16 protein-coding genes are annotated in these 23,053 nt (G+C 64.7%); 4 read left to right on the forward strand and 12 right to left on the reverse strand.

Annotation, left to right across the window (positions count from 1 at the left end; all coding sequences use genetic code 11):
* Positions 1-81 precede the first annotated feature (81 nt).
* Entirely contained in the window at positions 82-3,084 is a 3,003-nt protein-coding gene (locus IHE57_RS10340) for an Rne/Rng family ribonuclease (RefSeq protein WP_253720145.1), read from the reverse strand.
* A gap of 301 nt (positions 3,085-3,385) precedes the next feature.
* On the opposite strand from IHE57_RS10340, the gene IHE57_RS10345 reads away from it, so the two are divergent.
* Positions 3,386-4,033 carry a vitamin K epoxide reductase family protein gene (locus IHE57_RS10345; protein WP_209325143.1) on the forward strand — a complete coding sequence of 216 codons (648 nt, stop codon included), beginning with the start codon at positions 3,386-3,388 and terminating at the stop codon, positions 4,031-4,033.
* Positions 4,034-4,205: 172 nt separating this feature from the next.
* Here IHE57_RS10345 and ndk read toward each other — a convergent pair whose 3' ends face one another.
* The 6 genes from ndk to IHE57_RS10375 form a co-directional block, all read right to left on the reverse strand.
* Entirely contained in the window at positions 4,206-4,619 is a 414-nt protein-coding gene (ndk, locus tag IHE57_RS10350; RefSeq protein ID WP_209325142.1) for a nucleoside-diphosphate kinase, read from the reverse strand.
* A 77-nt stretch (positions 4,620-4,696) separates the two neighbouring features.
* Positions 4,697-5,062 (reverse strand): DUF4233 domain-containing protein, encoded by a 366-nt coding sequence (locus IHE57_RS10355; protein WP_209325141.1) that lies wholly within the window; start codon positions 5,060-5,062, stop codon positions 4,697-4,699.
* Positions 5,059-6,501 carry a bifunctional folylpolyglutamate synthase/dihydrofolate synthase gene (locus IHE57_RS10360; protein WP_209372881.1) on the reverse strand — a complete coding sequence of 481 codons (1,443 nt, stop codon included), beginning with the start codon at positions 6,499-6,501 and terminating at the stop codon, positions 5,059-5,061. The genes IHE57_RS10355 and IHE57_RS10360 overlap by 4 nt, the downstream gene beginning before the upstream one ends.
* Complete coding sequence (ileS, locus tag IHE57_RS10365) at positions 6,498-9,761, reverse strand: isoleucine--tRNA ligase (RefSeq protein ID WP_209372891.1); 3,264 nt, start codon at positions 9,759-9,761, stop codon at positions 6,498-6,500. Before ileS ends, IHE57_RS10360 begins: the two co-directional genes overlap by 4 nt.
* A 328-nt stretch (positions 9,762-10,089) precedes the next feature.
* Positions 10,090-10,842: an SDR family oxidoreductase gene (locus IHE57_RS10370; RefSeq protein ID WP_209372893.1), complete on the reverse strand. Its 753-nt coding sequence runs from the start codon at positions 10,840-10,842 to the stop codon at positions 10,090-10,092.
* Positions 10,843-10,905: 63 nt separating this feature from the next.
* Positions 10,906-12,144: an acyltransferase gene (locus IHE57_RS10375; RefSeq protein ID WP_209372895.1), complete on the reverse strand. Its 1,239-nt coding sequence runs from the start codon at positions 12,142-12,144 to the stop codon at positions 10,906-10,908.
* Positions 12,145-12,315: 171 nt separating this feature from the next.
* Here IHE57_RS10375 and valS point away from each other — a divergent pair, with 171 nt between their 5' ends.
* Both valS and IHE57_RS10385 read left to right on the forward strand, forming a co-directional pair.
* Complete coding sequence (gene valS, locus IHE57_RS10380) at positions 12,316-14,961, forward strand: valine--tRNA ligase (protein ID WP_209372897.1); 2,646 nt, start codon at positions 12,316-12,318, stop codon at positions 14,959-14,961.
* 203 nt (positions 14,962-15,164) lie between these two features.
* Positions 15,165-15,857 (forward strand): AIM24 family protein, encoded by a 693-nt coding sequence (locus IHE57_RS10385; RefSeq protein WP_209325135.1) that lies wholly within the window; start codon positions 15,165-15,167, stop codon positions 15,855-15,857.
* Between the two features lie 15 nt (positions 15,858-15,872).
* Here the strand turns inward: IHE57_RS10385 and IHE57_RS10390 are convergent, their stop codons facing one another.
* The 5 genes from IHE57_RS10390 to tig all read right to left on the reverse strand — a co-directional run bounded on the left by IHE57_RS10390 (position 15,873) and on the right by tig (position 21,481).
* Complete coding sequence (locus IHE57_RS10390; protein WP_209372899.1) at positions 15,873-17,162, reverse strand: MFS transporter; 1,290 nt, start codon at positions 17,160-17,162, stop codon at positions 15,873-15,875.
* A gap of 11 nt (positions 17,163-17,173) precedes the next feature.
* Positions 17,174-18,460: an ATP-dependent Clp protease ATP-binding subunit ClpX gene (gene clpX / locus IHE57_RS10395; RefSeq protein ID WP_209325133.1), complete on the reverse strand. Its 1,287-nt coding sequence runs from the start codon at positions 18,458-18,460 to the stop codon at positions 17,174-17,176.
* Between the two features lie 196 nt (positions 18,461-18,656).
* Entirely contained in the window at positions 18,657-19,301 is a 645-nt protein-coding gene (locus IHE57_RS10400; protein ID WP_209325132.1) for an ATP-dependent Clp protease proteolytic subunit, read from the reverse strand.
* Between the two features lie 26 nt (positions 19,302-19,327).
* A complete protein-coding gene (locus IHE57_RS10405) occupies positions 19,328-19,924 on the reverse strand; it encodes an ATP-dependent Clp protease proteolytic subunit (protein WP_209325204.1) in 597 nt (198 codons plus the stop codon).
* A gap of 204 nt (positions 19,925-20,128) precedes the next feature.
* Complete coding sequence (tig, locus tag IHE57_RS10410; RefSeq protein WP_209372901.1) at positions 20,129-21,481, reverse strand: trigger factor; 1,353 nt, start codon at positions 21,479-21,481, stop codon at positions 20,129-20,131.
* Between the two features lie 493 nt (positions 21,482-21,974).
* Here tig and IHE57_RS10415 point away from each other — a divergent pair.
* The coding region (locus IHE57_RS10415; protein ID WP_209372903.1) for a DDE-type integrase/transposase/recombinase at positions 21,975-23,053 on the forward strand (1,079 nt) is incomplete at its 3' end.

Raw genomic sequence — 23,053 nt, forward strand, 5'->3', positions numbered from 1 at the left:
AAGCGCCCCACCGACGGTCATCGTCGGTGGGGCGCTTCGCTATGCGCCGCGCGGTGGCGGAGAGCACCGCTGAGGCTGACCTCAGTCCTCGCCGATGATGACGAAGGAACTCGGCAGCTGATCCTGCTGCGGTTCGGACGTCTTCCGCTTCGGTGCCGCGGTCGGCTTCTTCGCGGCGCGCTCGACCGGAGCCGCCTCAGCCACCTTCGTCTCGGTCTCTGCACCGATCATCAGCGGCAGATCCTTCGGCTCTTCGTCGGCAGGCTTGCTTTTCGCGGTCGGCTTGTCTTCGTGGGCAGACCTGCGCTTCGCAGCCGAGCCGTCCTCAGCGGCGGACTTCGTTTCCCTGTGCGCCCTGTTCTCGGATTCCTTCTCGTCGGTCGACTGTGCTGAGTCGGACGACGCGGTCTCGGACTGCGCCGACCGGGAATTCGAGCGACGCCGCCCGCTGCGAGAACGTGAGCGGCCCTTGCCGCCCTCATCGCCTTCGGACCTCGACTCCGCATGGGAGGCCCCGACGGCCTTCTCGTCCGCGGAGTCCGAATCGCTCTGCTTCATGGTGGCTTTGGCGATCGCCGCGACAGCCGAACGGGAGGCGTCCGAGGACACGGACTCCTCGTGCGAGTCCGAGTCGTTCTGCTTCGCCTTCGAACCGGAGTCTCCGCGACGCTTCCGGTCGCGACGGTGGTCGCCGTTGGACGACCGGCTGCCGCGGTGGGACTTCGATCCGTCCTCTTCGGAGCCCGGCAGCAGCAGCCCGCGACCGCTGAGGTCCACGCCGGCGCTGACCATCGATTCGGCCAGGCCGGTGCCGATGCGCTTGCGGGTCATCTGGACGAGGCCCAGGGAGGTCACCTCGGCGACCTGATGCTTCGTCCGGTCGCGTCCGAGGCATTCGACGAGGCGCCGCACCACGAGATCACGGTTGGACTCGAGCACCATGTCGATGAAGTCGACCACGATGATGCCGCCGATGTCACGCAGTCGCAGCTGGCGGATGACTTCTTCAGCCGCTTCGAGGTTGTTGCGGGTGACCGTCTCCTCGAGGTTGCCTCCCGAGCCGGTGAACTTGCCGGTGTTGACGTCCACGACCGTCATCGCCTCAGTGCGGTCGATGACGAGCGAACCGCCCGAGGGCAGACTCACCGTGCGCTGCAGCGCTTTCTGGATCTGCTCTTCGATCCGGTAGTGGTCGAAGATGCCCTCGTCCTCTGTGTAGCTGTGGACGCGATCGAGAAGGTCCGGTGCCACGGATTCGACGTACTCGTGGATGGTGTTCCAGGCTCCGTCGCCGTCGATGACGAGCGAGTTGAAGTCTTCGTTGAAGACATCCCGGATGATGCGCACGATCATGTCCGGTTCGCTGTAGAGCAGCTGCGGGGCCAGCACCTTCGTCGACTTCGACTTCTTCTCGATCGTCTCCCAGCGCTTGGCCAGCCGTTCGACGTCGCGTCCGAGGTCGGTGTCGGTGGCACCTTCGGCCGCGGTTCGCACGATGACTCCGTTGGAATCGCCGACGAGCTCTTTGAGCAGCTTCTTCAGCCGTGCTCGCTCGTTGTCCGGGAGCTTGCGGGAGATTCCGGTCATCGAATTGCCGGGCACGTAGACGAGGAATCTGCCGGGCAGGGAGATCTGGCTTGTCAGACGCGCGCCCTTGTGACCGATGGGGTCCTTCGTGACCTGGACGAGCACGGAGTCACCGGGGCTCAGAGCGGTTTCGATGCGCCGGGCCTTGCCGTCCATGCCGAGGGCGTCCCAGTTGACCTCACCAGCGTAGAGCACGGCGTTGCGGCCCTTGCCGATGTCGATGAAGGCCGCTTCCATGCTCGGAAGCACGTTCTGGACCTTGCCCAGATAGACGTTGCCGATGAGCGAGGCCTGCTGGCGGTTCTCCTTGAGGTAGTGTTCGACCGCGATTCCGTCCTCGACGACGACGAGCTGTGTCTGGTCACCGCTTTCGCGAACGAGCATCGTGCGCTCGACGGACTCCCGGCGGGCGAGGAACTCCGCCTCGGTGATGATCGGGCGGCGACGTCCGGCCTCGCGTCCTTCCTTGCGACGCTGCCGCTTCGCCTCGAGACGAGTCGACCCCTTGAGGGAGGTCACTTCGTCGCGTTCGGTGCCGCGCGTCCGGGAGCGACGCCGACGACGCCGGCGAGATCCGCCCTCGGAGTCATCGTCGTCATCGTCGTCATCGTGCGAGTGGTTCTCGTCGGACTTGCCGTTGTCGGATTTCGCGTTCGGATGCTGTGAGTCCGTGTCGGAGTTCTGCTTGGAACCGCGGTTGTTCGATCGCGAGCCCCGACGTGAGGAGGAGCGCGGTTCCTCGTTCCCGGAGCTCTCATCCTCCGTGCCCTCGGCGTCCTCGGTCTTCTCTTCGGAGCCGTCATCGGAGTGGTCACCGGAGTCGTCGCGAGAGCGCGACCGACGTCCGCGGCCGCCCCGGCGGCGACGCGGACCGTTCGAGCTCTCGTCTTCGTCCTCGTCGCCTCGGCGGGAGGAGCGAGCGTCGTCATCGGAGTCCTGGGACTCGCCCCAATCGTCGCTGTCATCGTCGTCGATCTTCACTACCTCGGCGAGTTCGGCCTGGGGAACCTGGAAGATCAGACCGCCGTCATGGGGCACGGAAGGGGTCGGGCGCGGTTCCGGTGACGACGCTGCCGCCGGGGCGGGAGCGGCGAAGGGGTTGCGAGGGTCGAAGCTCACGGGACTGGGTGCGGAGTCCGTGTCGTCCGTCTCTTCCTCGTCATCGGATTCACTGTCCGATTCCTCGTCCTCTGAGTTCGAGCCTGCGCGGACGAACTCTTCGAAGACGAGCCCCCGGTTGGCCACAGCCTCTCGTGCCGGCTTCGGATCCCTCCGGCGCTGCGGCGGCTCCTCCTCGTCCTCACCGTCGTCGGCTTCGCCCGTACGCAGTGATTCGGCTGCTTCGGCGATGTCGTCGAGGCGTGCACGCACGCTGTCGTCGACATCGTCGTTCTCGCTGCCCTTGGCATTGACCGACTGCTGCAGGTCGGCCAGATCAGCGAGGATGCCTTCGGTCGGATCTGTCGACTCTGTGCCGTCGTTCGACGTATCGTTCATCAGTTCTCCCAGTCCGAAGACGCCGTCCACACCGTACGGATCTTCGGATCCTTGCATGGTCCGCGGTGGACCGAAACTTGTGGATGGCACGTCCGGCTCGCGCTCGGCGCGTAGGCCTTCAGTGCTGCCTCATCTTGTTGTCGACCTGCGAGGTCATACCCTCGACTCGGTGGAGGCACTTCTCCCGCTCGGTGTGAGAACAGGTATCCGTATCGCCATTATGTCACACATGTCCCCCTCCGCCGGGGTTCCGGCGAGTTCGGGGTTTGCCGCAGGGGGTGCGGCCAGGCATTCTTGAGGGGTGAACAGTGCACAGACTCGCTCCGCTGACCTCGTCTCCGCTCCCGGCACCTCCGCATGGGTGCTCAGGCGGGCTCCCTTCGGCATCTTCCTCATCGTCACATCCGTGATCGGCTTCCTCGCATCGTTCGCGCTCTCGGCGGAGAAGTACGAGAAGCTCGCGAATCCGGATGTCGTCCTCTCCTGCGACCTCAATCCGTTCTTCTCCTGCGGTTCGGTCATGGAACATGCGGAAGCGGAGCTGTTCGGCTTCCCGAATCAGCTGCTGGGCATCGCGGCTTTCGTCTTCCCGCTGCTGCTCGGAGTGCTTCTCGTCGCCGGAGCGGAACTGCCGGGCTGGGTGATGCTCGGCCTGAATGTCGGCCTGGCCCTCGGCGTGGTCCTGGTGATGTTCCTGTTCTACGTCTCGATCTACAGGATCGGCGTCGGATGCCCGTGGTGCATCATCGTGTGGACCGTGACGATTCCGATGTTCGTGGCCGTGACGGCGCACAATCTGCTCTCCGGCCGCTTCGGCTCCCGGGCGGCGGAGAGTCCGTTCGTCCGGGTCATGGCCAAGGAGAACATCGCGCTGTCGGTGCTGTGGATGCTCATCATCTTCGCCTGCATCGTCGTCCAGTTCTGGTCGTACTTCTCCACCCTCTTCTGACGGCCCTCCGCGCCCAGAGGCCTTCGCTCTCGCAGACCCTTCCGTCGAGCAGACGATCGAGGGGCGTCCCACCGATTGGTGGGACGCCCCTCGCACGTTTCTCAGGCTCGCAGTGCCCGTGACATCAGGTCCGCAGGCACCGTGCACTCCGCCCGTTTCGGTTCCGGTGACCTCAGGCGGGGTACCAGATCCCGATCTCGCGTTCGGCCGACTCCGTGGAATCGGAGCCGTGGACGAGGTTCTTCTGCACCTTCTCGCCCCAGTCGCGGCCCAGGTCTCCGCGGATCGTACCGGGAGCCGCGGCTGTCGGATCGGTGGCTCCCGCCAACGCACGGAAGCCGGGGACGACTCCTTGTCCGGAGGCGATGATCGACACGATCGGTCCCTCGGACATGAAGTCCACGAGCGGCTGGTAGAAGGGCTTGCCTTCGTGCTCGGCGTAGTGGGCGGCCAGCTCCTCGGCGGTGGCCGTGCGCAGGTTCAGCGCGTCGATCGAATAGCCTTTGGCTTCGATCCGAGCGACGATCTGTCCGATGAGTCCGCGAGCGACTCCATCGGGTTTGATGAGAATGAGCGTACGTTCCATTCCGGTCCTTCCAAGTTCGAGTGGACGTCCGTCCACAGTTTACCCGGGCGCCGATGCGCGGCCGTCCGGGTCGGGGTTCAGGCGCGGGCTGCTACCTCGCGGTCGATGCGGGCCGACCAGTACACCGCCACCGCCCACAGGGCGATGAAGATGACGGCGACGAAGAACATCGAGTTGAGCACGAAGCCGGAGGCCAGCAGCAGGGCCTGGACGATCCAGCCGAGGATGACCCCGGGCCGTTTCTGACCGATCCTCCGTGGGAGCATGATGACAGCGGCGACCGCGACCACAGCAACGACCGAGGCTCCGATCAGCAGCTGCCCCAGGCTCAGCGTCTGCGCCGACTTCACGGACAGCCCGAATGTCGTGAGGACGGCGAAATACACGACTAGGAGTTCGCAGATGAGGATCGACCCGCACAGGACGGGGTACTTCGACTTCACTGGTCCTCCCCCTTGCCCAGAAGCAGACGCGCCTCAGCGACGGTGTAGAGCGATCCGGTGACGAGGATCCCGGGGCTCTTCGCCGCCACGCCGTTGGCGAGGTCGATGGCCTTCATCAGAGCGGCGTTGAGGTCGGCGGCGACGATCACGGAATCCTCGTCGACCCACTCTCGAGCCGCCTCGGCGAGGGTTTCGGCCGACAGCGCCCGGGCGCTCAGCGTTTCGCTGACGACGAAGACATCGGCGCTGCGGTGCAGCTCTTCGAGCACTCCGTGGATGTCTTTGTCCGCGAGCATCGCCAGCACCACGACGACGTAGTCGAAGTCGAATGCCTCGTCGAGGGTCTCGGCGAGCACATGTGCGGCGTCGGGGTTGTGCGCCCCGTCGACGACCACGCTGGGGCCGGTGCGCACGAGTTCGGCGCGACCGGGCGACGTCACCCGCGCCAGACCTTCGGCCACGGTCTCCTGATCGAGCGGTCTGTCCTCGGCGCCGAGGAAGGTCTCGACAGCCATGACGGCGACCGCTGCGTTGTGTGCCTGATGGATTCCGTGCAGCGGGACGAAGACGTCTGCGTAGACGTCGCGCCGTCCCTGCACGGTGATGAGCTGTCCGTCGACGGCCCGCCGCCGATCGAGCAGCCGGAAGTCCCGCTCCTCGGTCACGAGCTCGACCTCGCGCCGGTCCGCTTCGGCTTCGAGCACGATCTGTGCTTCCTCGTCCTGTACAGCGGTGACGGCCACGGGCTCGGGTGCCGGCGAAGGATCGACGCTGCGATCGAGCACGCCTGCCTTCGTGGCCGCGATCTCCTCGATGGTGTCACCGAGGAACGCCTGATGGTCGAGACCGATCTTCGTGAACACGCACACCTGGGCATCGGCGACGTTCGTCGAGTCCCACTGTCCGCCCATGCCGACCTCGGTGACGACGACATCGACGGGGGCATCGGCGAACACAGCGAAGGCGAGGACGGTCAGCGCCTCGAAGTAGGTAAGCTTCGGGCGTCCCTCGGACTCCAGCTGAGCGTCGACGATGTCGAGGTAGGGAGCGATCTCGTCATGGATGCGCACGAAGGTCTCGACGGAGACCGGGGCACCGTCGACGGAGATCCGTTCGGTCACCGAATGCAGGTGCGGGCTGGTGAATCGGCCGACCCGCAGCTCGTGGGCGGTGATGAGCGAATCGATCATCCGGGCCGTTGAGGTCTTCCCGTTCGTCCCCGTCACGGTGATCGTCGGCGCCGCGGCGTGGATGTCGCCGAGGAGCTCGCAGGCCCGTCGGGTCGCATCGAGGCGCAGCTCCACCTGGGTCTCCCCCGCTCGCGCGAGCAGCAGGGCATAGACCCGGGCCAGTTCCGCCCGTGACTCCGTGCTCGACGCAGCGGCGTCGGTGTCGTCCTCGCGCGGCTCGCCGTCGCCGTTCGTCACTTCGCTGCTCATGCGCGGCTCACCGCCAACCGGGTGCCGCCGGGCAGCTCGTCGGGGGTGAAGATCTCTGCTGCGCCGTCGGCCGAACCGAATACCAGCGAAGTCGCCAGGGTCTCGCCCGCGATGAGCCCGGAGTGGGGTTCGAGTGCCGCAGCGACCTCGGCATCGGCCTCGACGGTGACCTCGATCCGGTCGGAGATGCGCAGGTCGAGCTGTTTGCGGATGCCTTGGATTGCGCGCACGGCGTCACGCGCCATGCCCTCGGCCTCGAGCTCCGGGGTGACCCGTGTGTCGAGTGCGAGGAAGCCGGAGCCCAGCGCGGCGAGCTCCATGCCGTCCGTTCCGGATTCTGCGACCGACTCGAGAGTGTATTCGCCTTCGACGAGTTCGATGCCGCCGCTGACGACGGTGCCGTCGGCCACAGACCAGTCACCGGTCTTCGACGCCTTGATGACCTGCTGAACCTGTCTGCCGAGGCGGGGCCCGGCTGCGCGAGCGTTGACGACGAGGTTCTGGGACAGGGAGAATCCGGCAGCCTCGGCCTCGGCGACGTCGAGCACGACGACCGACCGGACATTGAGCTCATCGGCGATGATCTCGGTGAACTCCGTGCCGAGCTCGGTGTCTGTGGCCACGGTCATGCGAGCCAGGGGCAGTCGCACGCGCAGGTGATTGGCTTTGCGCACCGAGGAGGCCGTCGAGCAGATGTCGCGAGTGAGGTCCATCGCGGCGACGAGGTCGGCATCGGCGGGGAACGCCTCGGCGTCGGGGTAGTCGGCGAGGTGGACGGAGCGATGCCCGGTCAGTCCGCGGTAGATCTCCTCCACTGTGAACGGCAGCAGCGGAGCGGCAACGCGGCAGAAGGCCTCGAGGCAGGTGAAGAGGACATCGAAGGACTCGTGTGTGCTCACCCCGCCGTCCCAGAACCGGCGACGTGAACGACGGACGTACCAGTTCGTGAGCATATCGAGGTAGCTGCGGACGAGCTCACAGGCGGCCCAGATGTCCAGGCCCTCCATCGCCTCGGCGAACTCTGTGATGAGATCGTGCGTCTTCGCCAGCAGATAGCGGTCGAGGACCTGGGCGGAGTCGTACCGGACCTGTGCCTGATAACCGGTCGCGGCGCCGTCAGCGGCGTCAGCGGCATTGGAGTAGGTGGCGAAGAACTGCCAGGTGTTCCACAGCGGGAGCACGACCTGCCGCACACCATCGCGGATGCCCTGTTCGGTGACGACGAGATTGCCGCCGCGCAGGATCGACGAAGCCATGAGGAACCAGCGCATCGCATCCGAGCCGTCGCGGTTGAAGACCTCATTGACGTCGGGGTAGTTGCGCAGCGACTTCGACATCTTCTGCCCGTCGGAACCGAGGACGATGCCGTGGGAGATGCAGTTCGTGAACGCCGGGCGGTCGAAGATGGCTGTGGCGAGCACGTGCAGCAGGTAGAACCAGCCGCGTGTCTGTCCCACGTATTCGACGATGAAATCGGCCGGGAAGTGGTTGTCGAACCATTCGGAGTTCTCGAACGGGTAGTGGACCTGCGCGTAGCTCATCGAGCCGGAGTCGAACCACACATCGAAGATCTCCGGGATCCGTCGCATCACGGACCGGCCGGTCGGATCATCCGGGTTCGGCCGGGTGAGGTCGTCGACCCAGGGGCGGTGGAGGTCGACGTCGCCCTGATCATTGCGCGGCAGTCGACCGAAGTCGGCTTCGATCTCGGCCAGAGACCCGTAGACGTCGGTGCGCGGATAGGCAGGGTCGGAGGAGATCCACACCGGGATCGGCGATCCCCAGAACCGGTTGCGCGAGATCGACCAGTCGCGGGCGTTCTCGAGCCATCTGCCGAACTGGCCGTGCTTGACGTTGTCGGGAACCCAGTTGATCTGCTCGTTGAGCTCGACCATCCGGTCCTTGAACTCGGTGACACGGACGAACCAGGACGAGACGGCGCGGTAGATCAGAGGGTTGCGGCAGCGCCAGCAGTGCGGGTAGGAGTGCTCGTATGATTCGTGGCGGATGAGCAGGGCCGACCGTCCGTCCATCGGGCCCGTGTGGTTCCGCAGGTCCTTGACGATCGCCTTGTTCGCATCGAAGACCTGCTGACCCGCATAGTCGCCGACCGTCGAGTCGAAGCGGCCGGCGTCGTCGACGGGACGCACGGCTGTGATGCCGTAGGCATCCGTGAGCTCCTTGTCCTCCTCACCGAAGGCCGGTGACTGGTGGACGATTCCGGTGCCGTCCTCGACGGTGACGAAATCGGCGGCGAGGATGGTGTGCATCCTGTCGCCGAACTCGTCCTGACGGTTCTCGAAGTAGGGGAACGGAGGCTCGTAGGCGCGGCCGACGAGTTCGCTGCCGGGGAAGGTCCGCAGCACCTCGGGGTTCTCACCGAGTTCGCGGGCGTAGGCTCCGAGCCGGGCCTCGGCGAGGATGAGTGTCCGCCCCTGGAGTTCGGCGGCGCCGTCGGGGCCGGGCACGACCGCGACCAGTGGGATCTCCGGATTGACGGCCACGGCCTGGTTCGACGGGACGGTCCACGGGGTGGTCGTCCAGATGAGCACCCACTCATCGGAGTCGGTGAGCTTGTACCCGATCGTCGCCGCCGGGTCCTGACGCATCTTGTAGACGTCGTCGTCCATGCGCAGCTCATGGTTCGACAGCGGGGTCTCGTCCTTCCAGCAATAAGGCAGGACACGGTAGCCCTCGTAGACGAGTCCCTTGTCCCAGAGCTGCTTGAACGCCCAGATGACGCTCTCCATGTACTCGACGTTGAGCGTCTTGTAGTCGTTGTCGAAGTCAACCCAGCGGCCTTGGCGGGTGACGTACTCCTCCCACTCCTTCGTATAGCGCAGCACGGAGGAGCGGCACGCGTCGTTGAAGGCGGCCAGGCCCATGCGGCCGATCTCGGACTTGTCGGTGATGCCCAGCTGGCGTTCGGCTTCGAGTTCGGCGGGCAGTCCGTGGGTGTCCCAGCCGAATCGGCGGTCGACCTTCTTGCCCCGCATCGTCTGGAAGCGCGGGACGACGTCCTTGACGTAGCCGGTGAGCAGGTGGCCGTAGTGGGGAAGCCCGTTGGCGAAGGGAGGACCGTCGTAGAAGACGAATTCGTTCTCGCCGTTCTCACCGGCGTCGCGCTGATCGATGGAGGCTCTGAAAGTGTCGTCCTCCTGCCAGTAGCGGAGGACGGCGTCTTCGATCGCAGGGAAGTTCGGCGAGGCGGAGAGGCCGAAGGCCGAGGTCGATACCTTGGGATAGACAGGCTGGGTCATGAGCGTCCTTCTGGGTCACTGCGGTCACTGTCACGAGGACGACAGTCTGCCGCGGTACCACCTCGCTTATCCGCAGTCTGCACTGATGGGGTCAGACGACGGATCGCTCATTGCCGGACGCTGACGGGTCCACCCGTCCGGTTCTACTGAGACCGCGGATGTGAGGGAAACCGCCGAGGCGGTCCGTCACGACCATGTGGTCCGTTCTTCCGGATGCTCCCCGGTGATGGCCGGATCGACGCATATCAATCGTATACCGTCGACTGCGCTCGAGACCACTCGGCGGCGGCGCAGCGCAGCCGAGTGGTCTCCGAACGAGACAGCGGCCTCACAGCCCCCTGTTCCGGGCGACCTTGTACTGCTCGGCCTGGGCGATGGGGCGAATGACCATGAGGTCGACGTTGAAGTGATGCGGTCGGGTGAGCGTGTAGACGACGGCATCGGCGACGTCCTCGGCCGTGAGCGGGTTCTCGACCCCCTCGTAGACCTTGGCCGCCTTCTCCGCGTCTCCCAGACGCTTGACGCTGAATTCCTCGGTCGCCACCATTCCCGGCGCGATCTCGATGACCCGCACCGGTTCGCCGAGGAGTTCGAGTCTGAGCGTGGCAGCGATCGTATGGGCTCCGTGCTTCGTCGCCACATAGCCGCCGCCCTTCTCATAGGCCTGGTGGCCGGCAGTCGAGGACATGACGACGATATCGCCGCGACCGGATTCGATGAGCGCCGGCAGCAGGGCTTTCACGACGCGCAGGACGCCGAGGACGTTGATGTCGAACATTTCCCTCCATCCCTCGACGGAGGATTCGGCGATCGTGTCGACGCCGAAGGCGGCGCCCGCGTTCGCCACGAGGGAATGCACAGGACCGCCGCGCAGGACCTCGGCGGCCATTTGCTCGACTTCTGCGTCATCGGTGAGGTCGGCGACGATGTAGTCGGCCCCGGTCTCCTCGGCGAGTGCCTTGAGTCGGTCCTCCCGGCGGGCGACGGCCACGACGTCCCAGCCCTGTTCGCGCAGCTGTCGGACGGTGGCGGCACCGATGCCCGAGCTCGCTCCCGTCACCACTGCTCTCAGTGTTTCCATCTCCGTACTCCCTGGTCTCGGTTCCTTCGATCGTGTCCGCGATCACCTTTTCCGACGACCAGTCTACGGATTCTCCGGCTCCAGGGGGTCGGGGTCCGAGGACCGGGTGTGCGGGGGCTCGACCGACAGTCCTCTCGCTTCGGTAGCCGAGACTTCCGGCGCGGTTCTCGGGTTCTCCGGCACAGGCCTCGTGTCCCCTGCCGTGCGTCTCGGGCTCTTCGCTGCCGGTCTCGCATGCGGGTTGCGCGGACCTCCCTCCCCGAATACGGCACGCACTCCGGGGATCTTCACGGCGAACCAGGTGACGACGGCGCAGATGAGGGTGTACGCAATGGGCATGACGAAGGCATGCAGCAGGACGCCGGGAACGGTCGTCGGCAGCCCCATCTCGTTGCGCACCGGGTAGAGGACGAGCGGATGCAGAAGGAAGACGCCGAAGGAGTACGGATAGAACCGGTGAAGGAAGCCGAATCCCGATCGCAGGTGATGATGGAGAAGCAGATAGGCCGCCAGCGAGGCGATGACGACGACGGGAGACAGATACTCGTAGGGGAAGATCCACGGCTTCTCACCGGGACCGAAGCCGGCCCACAGGGTGGTCACGGCGACCGACCCGATGAGACTCACCCAGGCCGACACGACCGCGCGGGTGCTGAGCACGATGTCCCGCAGGACCCAGCCGAGGATGTAGAAACCGGCCATGGGCAGGAAACGGGTGGCGATATTCGCCTCGCCCACAGCGAAGACCGTCGACACCCATTGGTCGAGCATGCCGATGCCCAGGAAGATCAGACCCGTCCCCCACTGCAGACGGCGGGAACCGTGCACGCTGAGCAGGCGGAAGAACGGGGTGAGCAGCGTCAGCCCCGCCAGAACGTAGAGGAAGTACAGCTGAACGAAGGGCGAACCGGTGAGGATGGCGATCCCCGGATTCCAGCTGTCGTCGCCGGGCTGCAGGTAATAGCGCCGGAAGAGGACGTAGACGACGGTCCAGAACACCAAGGGGATCCCGATGCGCCAGACGCGCTTGGACAGGAACTTCCGAGGTCTGCTGCCCCGGTTCGGGTCGAGGGCCAGGGCTCCGGAGATCATGATGAACACGGGTACGGACCAGCGGCAGGCGGAGTCGACGGCGTTCGCCACCCACCAGTCGGGGCCCATATCGGCGAAGTTCTCCTCTACGACAGTGCCCAGGGAGTGGATGGCGACGACGGCGATGATCGCGATCGCCCGTGCGGGGTTCATCCACGCCGTCGACGTCGGCGGCGGATTCTCTGTCGGAATTCGGTCCAAGGGCGCCATGGGCCCATATTCTCATTGCGGCCTGCCGTGTCGTCTCACCGACCCTTCAGGATGTGAGACCACCCACGTCGCAGGCCGCGATCGGAGCCGCTTGCGGCCTCTGCCGATTTCCGAGCACGCGGGCGGGAACCGGTTTGGCCAGACGCGTACCGGGTGAGAAAATCAACAGTTATGAACACACCTGCCTTTTCGGACTCGACGCACGAGTCAGTGAACCTGCCTGACAGACCGGCCCTCGAGGGCCTTCGGGACAAATGGGACGCGACGTGGAGCGAGGCGGAAGTCTACGCCTTCGACGCCGAGACCGATCGCGCGCAGGTCTACTCCATCGACACTCCCCCGCCCACCGCCTCGGGCTCGCTGCACGTCGGGCATGTGTTCTCCTATACGCAGACCGATATCATCGCCCGCTACCAGCGCATGACGGGCAAGAACGTCTTCTACCCTCTCGGGTGGGACGACAACGGTCTGCCCACCGAACGCAGGGTGCAGAACTACTACGGCGTGACCTGCGATCCCAGCCGGCACTATGATCCGGACTTCCAGCCGCCGGAGAAGGCGCCGAAGAACTCTCGCGACTTCGTCAAGGTCTCACGTCAGAACTTCATCGAACTGTGCGAGCAGCTCTCAGCCGAGGACGAACAGGTCTTCGAGGATCTCTTCCGCTCCACCGGTCTCTCCGTGGATTGGAAGTACACGTATCGGACGATCGACGACGACTCACGGGCCGTCAGTCAGCGAGCGTTCCTCGCGGACCTCGCCGGAGGGCATGCCTATTCCCAGGATGCGCCGACGATGTGGGACGTGACCTTCGGCACCGCCGTGGCTCAGGCCGAGCTCGAGGACCGGGAGAAGGACGGCGCCTACCACAAGGTGAAGTTCTTCCCCGAGGGCGCTGACGGGCTCGCCGACACGTCGGCGGAACCGATCGTGATCCTCACCTCGCGCCCCGAGCTCATCCCCGCCGTGGTCGCGCTCGTAGCCCACCCCGACGACGAACGCTATGCCTCGATGTTCGGCACGAACGTCGTCTCACCGCTCTTCGGTGTCAGCGTCGAGGTGCGTGCCCATGAGCTCGCGAAGTCGGACAAAGGCACCGGCATCGCCATGGTCTGCACTTTCGGCGACCTCACCGATGTCACCTGGTGGCGCGAACTCGATCTGCCCACTCGCGCGGTCATCAACCGCGGCGGCCGTCTCAACCTCGAGGTCCCCGAATGGATCTCCGCCTCGCCGAAACCGGATGCGGTGCCGAACTACGAGGCGCTGGCAGGAAAGACGACCTTCTCCGCGCGCAAGGACATCGCCCAGATGCTCATCGACTCCGGTGACCTCATCGGCGAGATCGAACCGATCACCCATCCTGTTCCGTTCTACGAAAAGGGCGACAAGCCGCTCGAGGTCGTCACCAGTCGCCAGTGGTACATCCGCAACGGCGGCCGGTCGGCCCAGCTGCGCGATGAGCTCATCGCGCGTGGTCGTGAGATCGAATGGCATCCTGCATTCATGCGTTCACGCTATGAGAACTGGGTGGAGAACCTCCACGGCGACTGGCTGGTCTCCCGTCAGCGCTACTTCGGCGTTCCGATCCCCCTGTGGTACCGACTCGACGCCGATGGACAGCCGGACTACGACGACCCGATCGTGCCCGAATCCCTGCCCGTCGACCCCATCGCCGAGGTGCCCGATGGCTTCGCCGAGGACCAGCGTGATGTGCCCGGCGGCTTCACCGCAGACCCGGACGTGCTCGACACCTGGGCGACCTCCTCGCTGACTCCCCAGCTCCTGGGCGGCTGGTCGCGAGACGAGGACTTCTTCGGCAAGGTCTTCCCCTTCGATCTGCGCCCCCAGGGACACGACATCATCCGCACCTGGCTGTTCTCGACCGTGGTCCGGGCGAACTCGCTCAACGACTCGGCGCCGTGGAAGCATGCCGGCCTGTCCGGCTGGATCCTGGATCCTGACCGGAAGAAGATGTCGAAGTCGAAGGGCAACGTCGTCGTGCCCTCCGATATCCTCGCCGAGGCCAAACCAGGCTACGGGCCCGACGCGGTCCGCTACTGGGCGGCCAGCGCGAAGCTCGGCGCCGATACCGCCTATGACGTCACTCAGATGCAGATCGGCCGTCGACTGGCCATGAAGCTGCTGAACGCATCGAAGTTCGCCCTCGCCCAGGGTGTGCATGCGGGACTCATCGGTCAGCTCGGCGCGGTCACGCACGATCTCGACCGTGCATTGCTGGCGAAGCTGTCCGAGGTCGTCGAGCAGGCCGGTGCGCATATGGCCGACTACGACTACGCCCACGCCCTGCGCGTGGCCGAGAGCTTCTTCTGGGAGTTCACCGACGACTACGTGGAGCTCGTCAAGGATCGTTCCTACGGTGCATCCGGGGCCGACGACCAGATTTCGGCTCACGTCACACTCGCCACCGCTCTCGATGTGCTGCTGAGACTGTTCGCACCCTTCATGCCGTTCGTCACCGAAGAGGTCTGGTCGTGGTGGCGCACCGGTTCGGTCCACCGTGCTTCGTGGCCGGCCGACGAGTCCCTCAGCCATCCCGATTCCAGCGTGGATCCCGATCTGCTGGTCTCGGTGGCCGCGGCTCTGACCGAGATCCGTCGCACGAAGACCGAGGCCAAGGTCTCGCAGAAGACTGCGGTCGCCGCAGTGACGATTCAGGCGCCGACGTCCATCGTGTCTGCGATCCGGTCGGCCGAAGGAGACCTCAAGGCCGCCGGCCGAGTCGAGACTCTGGTCACCGAGGAGACCGGCGACGAGATCACCATCGGCGAGATCAGCTTCGTCGAACAGGACTGAGCGAAGGGGCGTTCGTCCCCGAACCCCGTCAGAACCCCACGATGTCCGATGTTCCGGATCCGAGAGAACCGGGCGTCGTGGGGTTCGTGCATGTTCCCGGATGGACACATTCGAACGGCGTGCCCAGCTGATGAACGCACGTATTATGGATCCGACAACCGAAGAAGTACGGAATCCCTTCCTGATCGAAAGGCCCACGGAACGTGAGAAGCGAACTCTTTTCCCAGCGCAACGCCGAGATCCAGAACCAGGATCGATGGACCCTCCAGTCGAAGAAGATGCTGCGCACGGTCATCACGCCGAACGCTCCGATGATCGCCACCAAGGGCGCGATGGTCGCCTATCAGGGTGATGTGCACTTCACCCACCAGGGATCGAAGTCGGTCGGTCAGTTCATGAAGAAGGCAGCCACAGGAGAAGGCGGCAACGTCATGCGCGTCGAAGGCCACGGAGAGGTGTTCTTCGCCCGCGAGGCCTCGAACATCTTCATGATGTCCCTCGAGGGCCCGCAGGACGCGCTGACGGTCAACACCTCGAATCTGCTCGCCTTCGACGATGCGCTCAGCTGGGAGATCAAGCGCATCAAGGGCGGAGTCGGCGCCATGGCCAGCGGCTCGGGCCTATTCAACCTCGAACTCGCAGGCCGAGGCACTGCGGCCATCTGCTGCAAGGGAGAGCCCATGGTCCTCGACTGCTCACAGCAGCCGACATTCGTCGATCCCCAGGCCGCCGTATGCTGGTCCTCGGCCCTGGCCCCGCAGATCAAGACGGACGTCAGCATCGGCACGTTCTTCGGTCGCGGCTCCGGTGAGTCCATCCAGCTCGCTTTCCACGGCCCCGGTTTCGTCGTCGTCCAGCCCGCGGAGAACGCCGTCTACTCGGCAGCTCAGGCCTGAAGTCGTTCGCGGACCTCAGGTGTCGACGGCAACGGTCTGCTCGGGACGCCCCCGCTGCACCCGGTAGCTCCGGAAGGCGGGGAAGACGACTGCACAGGCGAGCACGAGCACGATCACTGCGAGCCCGCCGCCTGCCGCTGCGACGGTGGTTCCCGTCGCTTCCGCGACGGATCCGTGGAGGATGTCTGCGAGGCGGGGACCGCCGGCGACGACGACGATGAACACGCCCTGCATCCGTCCGCGCATGTCATCGGTGGCAGCCTCCTGCAGCATCGTCGAGCGGAAGGCCGATGAGACGATGTCCGCTCCCCCGCCCAGGGCGAGGCCGAAGAGCGCGACAACGAGCGCGAGGGTCCAGAGACTCGAGGCTACCTCGAGCGAGAGGCCGAAGACCACCATCGCCGAGCCCCAGACGACGATGGCCACGATGACCGCGAGCCCCTGCCGCTCGACTCGAGACACCCATCCGGAGAAGATCCCGGCCAGGGCGCTGCCTCCGGCCAGAGCGGCGAAGAGCAGAGAGAAGACGATCCCACCTTCGTCCGGCCCGTCGAAGGTCTCCGCGGCGATCTGTGGGAACAGCGCACGCGGCATGCCGAAGACCATTGCGATGACGTCGACGAGCAGGGACACCATGACCACGGTGTTGGTCTTCAGGTACCGGAATCCGTCGATGATGCCTTTGAATCCCGAGCGCGTATCAGGCTGCATCTTCGGGACCAGAGCAGGTAGGCGGAGCACCGCGTAGAGGGTGGCGAACAGGAACACGGCGTCGACGATGTACAGCAGCTGATAGCCGAAGAGCGGGATGAGGGCGCCGCCGATGACGGGGCCGATGACCGCTCCCAGCGTCATCACCGTCATATTCAGCGAATTCGCCGCCGGCAGCAGCTCGAGCGGAACGATCGTCGGCAGAAGAGCCCCTCGCGCAGGCTGGTTGAGTCCGAAGAACGCCTGCTGCATGGAGAACACGGACAGCAGCAGCCAGACGTTGTCGATGTCCAGCACGGCGATGAAGGCGAGCACGGCGCTGGTGAAGATGAGTCCGACAGTGGAGACGACGAGCAGCTTGCGCCGGTCGACGACGTCGGCCAGCGAACCGCCCCAGAGTCCGAACACCACGAGCGGTACGAGACCGAAGGCACCTGCCAGACCGACATAGCCCGACGAGGCGGTGATATGGAAGATCTGGGCCGGAATCGCCACGACCGTCATCTGAGCACCGATGACGGTGACGATATTGGCCAACCACAGGCGACGGAACGCCGCGTACTTCAGGGGGCGGCCATCAGCGAAGAGCCTCATCCGTCAGAGGCTCAGGCAGACTTCTTGTTGGTCCTGTTCCGCGGCTTGGGCACCAGCGTCGGTGCCACATTGGAGTCGACGACGTCCTTGGTCACGACGACCTCGGCGATATCCTCACGCGAAGGCACGTCGAACATGACCGGCTGGAGGACTTCCTCCATGATCGAACGCAGTCCCCGCGCTCCCGTGCCGCGCAGCAGCGCGAGATCAGCGATCGCCTCGAGCGCTTCGGTCTCGAAGGTCAGGGAGACATTGTCGAACTCGAACATGCGCTGGTACTGCTTGACCAGAGCGTTCTTCGGTTCGGTCAGGATGGACATGAGTGCCGCGCGATCGAGGTTGGACACAGTTGCCAGCACCGGGAGCCGACCGATGAATTCGGGGATGAGCCCGAACTTGAGCAGATCCTCGGGCAGAATGTCCGCGTAGAGGTCCTCCTCGTCGTTCTTCGACTGCAGAAGGGCACCGAAGCCGATGCCGTGCTTGCCCTTGCGGCCGGCGACGATCTCTTCCAAACCGGCAAAGGCTCCGGCGACGATGAAGAGCACATTCGTTGTGTCGATCTGCAGGAAATCCTGGTGCGGGTGCTTGCGGCCGCCCTGCGGTGGGACGGAGGCCTGGGTGCCCTCGAGGATCTTCAGCAGCGCCTGCTGCACGCCCTCGCCCGAGACATCCCTGGTGATCGACGGGTTCTCCGATTTGCGGGCGATCTTGTCGATCTCGTCGATGTAGATGATGCCGTGCTCGGCGCGCTGGATGTCGAAGTCGGCGGCCTGAATGAGTTTGAGCAGAATGTTCTCGACATCCTCGCCCACGTAACCGGCCTCGGTCAGTGCGGTGGCATCGGCGACGGCGAAAGGCACATTCAGGCGCTTCGCCAGTGACTGCGCCAGATAGGTCTTGCCCGAACCCGTGGGTCCGACCATCAGGATGTTCGACTTCGCGATCTCAACGTCCGAATCGTCGCTGCCGAGGGTCTTCGTGTCCTCCCCGGACTGCAGGGAGCGAATGCGCTTGTAATGGTTGTAGACGGCGACGGAGAGCGCCTTCTTCGCCGGTTCCTGTCCGACGACGTACTCCTGCAGGAAGTCGAAGATCTCTCGCGGTTTCGGCAGCTCGAGTTCGGCCTGCTCCGGACTGGATTCGCTGAGCTCCTCTTCGATGATCTCATTGCACAGTCCGATGCATTCATCGCAGATGTAAACACCAGGTCCAGCGATGAGTTTTCGAACCTGCTTCTGAGACTTCCCACAGAAGTTGCATTTGAGCAGGTCTGCTCCGTCCGCACTGCGAGCCACTGTCACAACCTTTCGCCAGGACGCTTGGCCCCAACTCTACCGCTCGTGTTTCCTGTACCTCAATAGCTTCCCATACGTCGCTGACACGAACCCCCAGCGACGTCATTCGGTGTGTCGGCAGACAGAGGAGGAACGGGCCCGCACGGTCGCTGCCGCACGAGCCCGTTCCAACGGTCCTCAGACCACCGCGCAGGGCTCAGACCACGTTCTTGCGTGAAGAGAGCACCTGATCGACGAGACCGTAGTCCTTCGCCTGTTCGGCCGTGAGGAAGAGGTCCCGTTCGATGTCGTTCGAGACCTGCGAAGGCTCCTTGTTCGAGTGCTTGGCCAGAGTCCCCTCCAGCCACTCACGCATCCGCAGCACTTCGGCAGCCTGGATCTCGAGGTCGGAGGCCTGCCCCTGACCCTGCCCCTCCATGGCCGGCTGGTGGATGAGCACACGCGCATTGGGCAGGGCCAGTCGCTTGCCGGGGGTGCCGGCCGCGAGCAGCACGGCGGCCGCCGAGGCGGCCTGACCGAGGCAGACGGTCTGGATCTCCGGCTTGATGTACTGCATCGTGTCGTAGATCGCCGTCATCGCGGTGAACGAGCCGCCGGGCGAGTTGATGTAGAGCGTGATGTCACGATCGGGATCCTGCGACTCGAGCACGAGCAGCTGGGCCATCACGTCGTCGGCGCTCGTATCGTCGACCTGAGCGCCGAGGAAGACCACGCGATCGTCGAAGAGCTTCGTGTACGGGTCCTGACGCTTGAAGCCGTAGGGTGTCCGCTCCTCGAACTGCGGCATCACGTACCGCGACTGCGGCATATTCGACGCCGTCGAACCCGGCATAAAGTTCATTGAATTCATTCTTCCCTCACTCCTGCTCAGTTGTTCTCGACGTCGGACGCGCGGGTGACCATCTTGTCGATGAAGCCGTACTCGAGGGCCTCCTCGGCGGTGAACCAGTGGTCACGGTCATTGTCCTTGAGGATCTGCTCGAGCGACTTTCCGGTCTGCTCGGCGGTCAGCTCGGCCATCTGCTTCTTCATGTGCAGGATCAGCTCGGCCTGGATCTTGATGTCCGTGGCGGTGCCGCCGATGCCGCCGAGCGGCTGGTGCATGAGGATGCGCGCGTGCGGAGTTGCGTAGCGCTTGCCCGGAGTGCCCGAGGACAGCAGGAACTGCCCCATCGAGGCGGCCATGCCCATCGCCACTGTCGAGACGTCGGGCTTGATGTACTGCATGGTGTCGTAGATGGCCATGCCCGCGGTGACCGATCCCCCAGGCGAGTTGATGTAGAGCGAGATATCGGCGTCGGGGTCCTCAGCGGCCAGCAGCATCATCTGTGCACAGATCGCGTTGGCGTTGTCGTCGCGCACCTCTGAACCGAGCCAGATGATGCGCTCCTTGAGGAGACGATTGAAGATATGGTCGTCCAGGCCCATTCCCCCACCGGCGTCGAGGCCGACGGGAGCTGTCATGTCGTGTGCGCTCACGTTTCACTCCTGTGTTCTGTGGATGGCTTGTTATGGACTCTAACCGCTCCCCACCGGGTTTTAGTCCGCGGCGAGGCCCGTGTTCGCCCTCAGCGTGATCGACGTGTGCGGATAGGCAGAGACGGTGGGCGCGGACCCACGTCCGCGCCCACCGTCTCATCCGGAATCCGCCAGTGAAGCGGTTCTTCCTCAGTTCTCCTCGGCGGCCTCTGCCGGCACTTCGTCCGCAGCCTCGGTGTCGGCCTCGGCGGCTTCCTCATCGTCTCCGGCGGAGGTGAAGGCCTCCATGTCGACGACGTTTCCGGCGGTGTCCTTGACCGTGGCGCCGGCAAGCACTGCGGCCAGGGCCTTGCGGCGCGAGACCTCTCCGACCAGTGCGTTGACCTGCCCGGAGCTGTCGAGCATCTGCGCGAACTCGTTCGGGTTCATCCCGTACTGCTGCGATGCGGAGATCAGGTACTCGATGAGCTCGGGCTGGCTGACCTCGACGTTCTCAGCCTCGGAGACGGCGTCGAGGATGAACTGCGTGCGCAGGTTGCGCTCAGTCTCCTCGGTGACCTCCTTGCGATGCTCGTCATCGTCCGACCGGTTCTCGGACTCGAGATGCCGCTCGACCTCATCGGTGACGATCTTCGCCGGCACCGGGACCTCGAGGGTCTCGACGAGGTGCTCGAGCACCTTGTCGCGTGCCTGCACGCCCTGGTCGGTCTCCTTCTGCTTGCCGGCCTGCTCACGCAGGTCTTCGCGCAGTTCGGCGATCGTGTCGAACTCACTGGCCAGCTGAGCGAAGTCATCGTCCGCCTCGGGCAGCTCACGTTCCTTCACAGCACTGAGGGTGATCTTCACCGTGCCCTGCTCACCGGCATGCTCGCCGCCGGCGAATGTGGTTTCGAAGGTCGTGGTCTCACCGGCGGAGAGACCGTCGAGAGCCTCGTCCATGCCCTCGAGCATCGTGCCGGCACCGACCTGGTAGGAGATGTCGGAGGCGGTGTCGATCTCTTCATCATCGATGGTGGCGACCAGATCGAGGGTGACGAAGTCGCCCTCTGCCGCGGGGCGATCGACCGAGGTCAGGGTTCCGAAGCGGGTGCGCAGCTGCTCGAGCTCGGCGTCCACGTCCTCGTCGGTGACCTCGATGGGGTCGACCTCGATGGTGATCGAATCGTAGGCGGGCAGCTCGATCTCGGGGCGGACATCGACTTCGACGGTGAAGTTGAGGTCTCCGTCTTCGGTGCCGTCGAGTCCGGGCACCTCGGAGATCTCGACCTCGGGCTGACCCATCGGCTTGAGCTCGTTCTCTTCCACGGCATTGCGGTAGAAGTCATCGAGGCCGTTGTTGATGGCCTCCTGGATCACTGCGGGACGACCGATCCGCTGATCGATGATGCGCGCGGGGACCTTGCCCTTGCGGAAGCCGGGGACGGTGACCTGAGCACCGATGGTCTTGTATGCCTCGTCGACGCTCGGTTTGAGTTCGGCGTATGGGACTTCCACGCTGATCTTGACCCGCGTGGGGTCGAGTTGCTCGACGGAGCTCTTCACAGTGCGACCTTTCAATTTCGACAGTCATGCATGTTCGGCCATCTTCCGACCTGACCGGCCCCGTTCATGGCCGCAAACGACCATCTCACAGCCTGATCGGCCATCTCGTGACCTTAAGGGGAGCGAAAGTCCACGAATTCTTCGCGCACGTCCGCAAGACGCAATCACCTATATTACGCGAAACCTCGGTCGATACGCGAAACCGGGCGGTTTTCCGGCAAGCGCCGCACCTTCCCATGCGCGGCACCCATCGCCGAACGCGACGGCGTCCGCCATCATCGACGACCAGGGGCCCGCGGAGGCCGACGGCTATATGCCCGAGGCCGCGACCATGGCCGCCCTCGGATACGGCGAAATCCTGCGCGGACATGAGAAAACCGGCCTGACCCGAAGGTCAGACCGGCTCGCGGAGGGGATGACGGTGTTAAGTCTCAGTACATCGTCAACACATGTCTCAATACATCTTCAACACCCCGTGCGCCCATGATGGGGAATGAGTACACGAGCACAGATCATCCGCGCCGTGACCACGGGCACCATGACCCAAGCCCAAGCAGCACGCGCCTACAACGTCTCCCGATCGAGTGTTTCCAAACTATTGAGACAGTGGAGGATCGAAGGCGACACCGCGTTCTACCCCAAGTCCCGCAGACCCCACACCCACCCGGCAACCACACCACCGGCGACCATCACCGCGATCACGACCATCCGCGGCGAGCTGATCCAGGCAGGACTCGACGCCGGACCCGCCACGATCCGCGACCACCTCGACAACAACCCCACCATCGGCGAAGTCCCCTCACGAGCGACCATCGCCCGGATCCTGACTCGACACGGCCTCGTCACCGCACAACCGAAGAAGAAACCCACAGCAGCCCTCACACGCTTCGAAGCCGAACTGCCCAACAGCTGCTGGCAATCCGACGTCACCCACTACCGGCTCGCCAACGGTGCCAGCATCGACATCATCACCTGGCTCGATGACTACTCCCGCACCGCCCTGCACATCAGCGCCAGAGACGCCACCACCGTCAATACCGTCGTGTCAACGTTCACCGCAACCGCGAGGAAACACGGCTGGCCGGCCGCGACCCTGACCGACAACGGCATGATCTACACCAGCCGGTTCCGCGACGGAGTCAACCGGTTTGAAAAGCTCCTGCGCACACACGACGTCGCTCAACGCAACGGACGCGGCGACCACCCCCAAACCCAAGGCAAAGTCGAACGCTTCCAGCAGACGATGAAGAAATGGCTCGATTCGCGCCCAGCCCCCGCGAGCGTCGATGACCTCAACACCGTCCTGGCAACGTTCCAGCACGTATACAACACCGAACGAATCCACTCCGCGAAGAAGGCAACACCCTGGGCTGCCTACATCAGTGCACCCAAAGACGCCCCCACATCACTGCCGGAGGACAAGAGTCGATACCGCACCGACAGGATCGACAAACAGGGCAAGGTCTCATTGCGCTACGACTCGAGAATGTACTCCATCGGTGTCGGACGAACCCACGCCCGAACCCGCGTCGTCCTCATCATCAAAGACCGCCACATCATCATCGTGGACAA

It is taken from the genome of Brevibacterium renqingii (genome assembly GCF_017808105.1).
GTDB lineage: Bacteria > Actinomycetota > Actinomycetes > Actinomycetales > Brevibacteriaceae > Brevibacterium > Brevibacterium renqingii.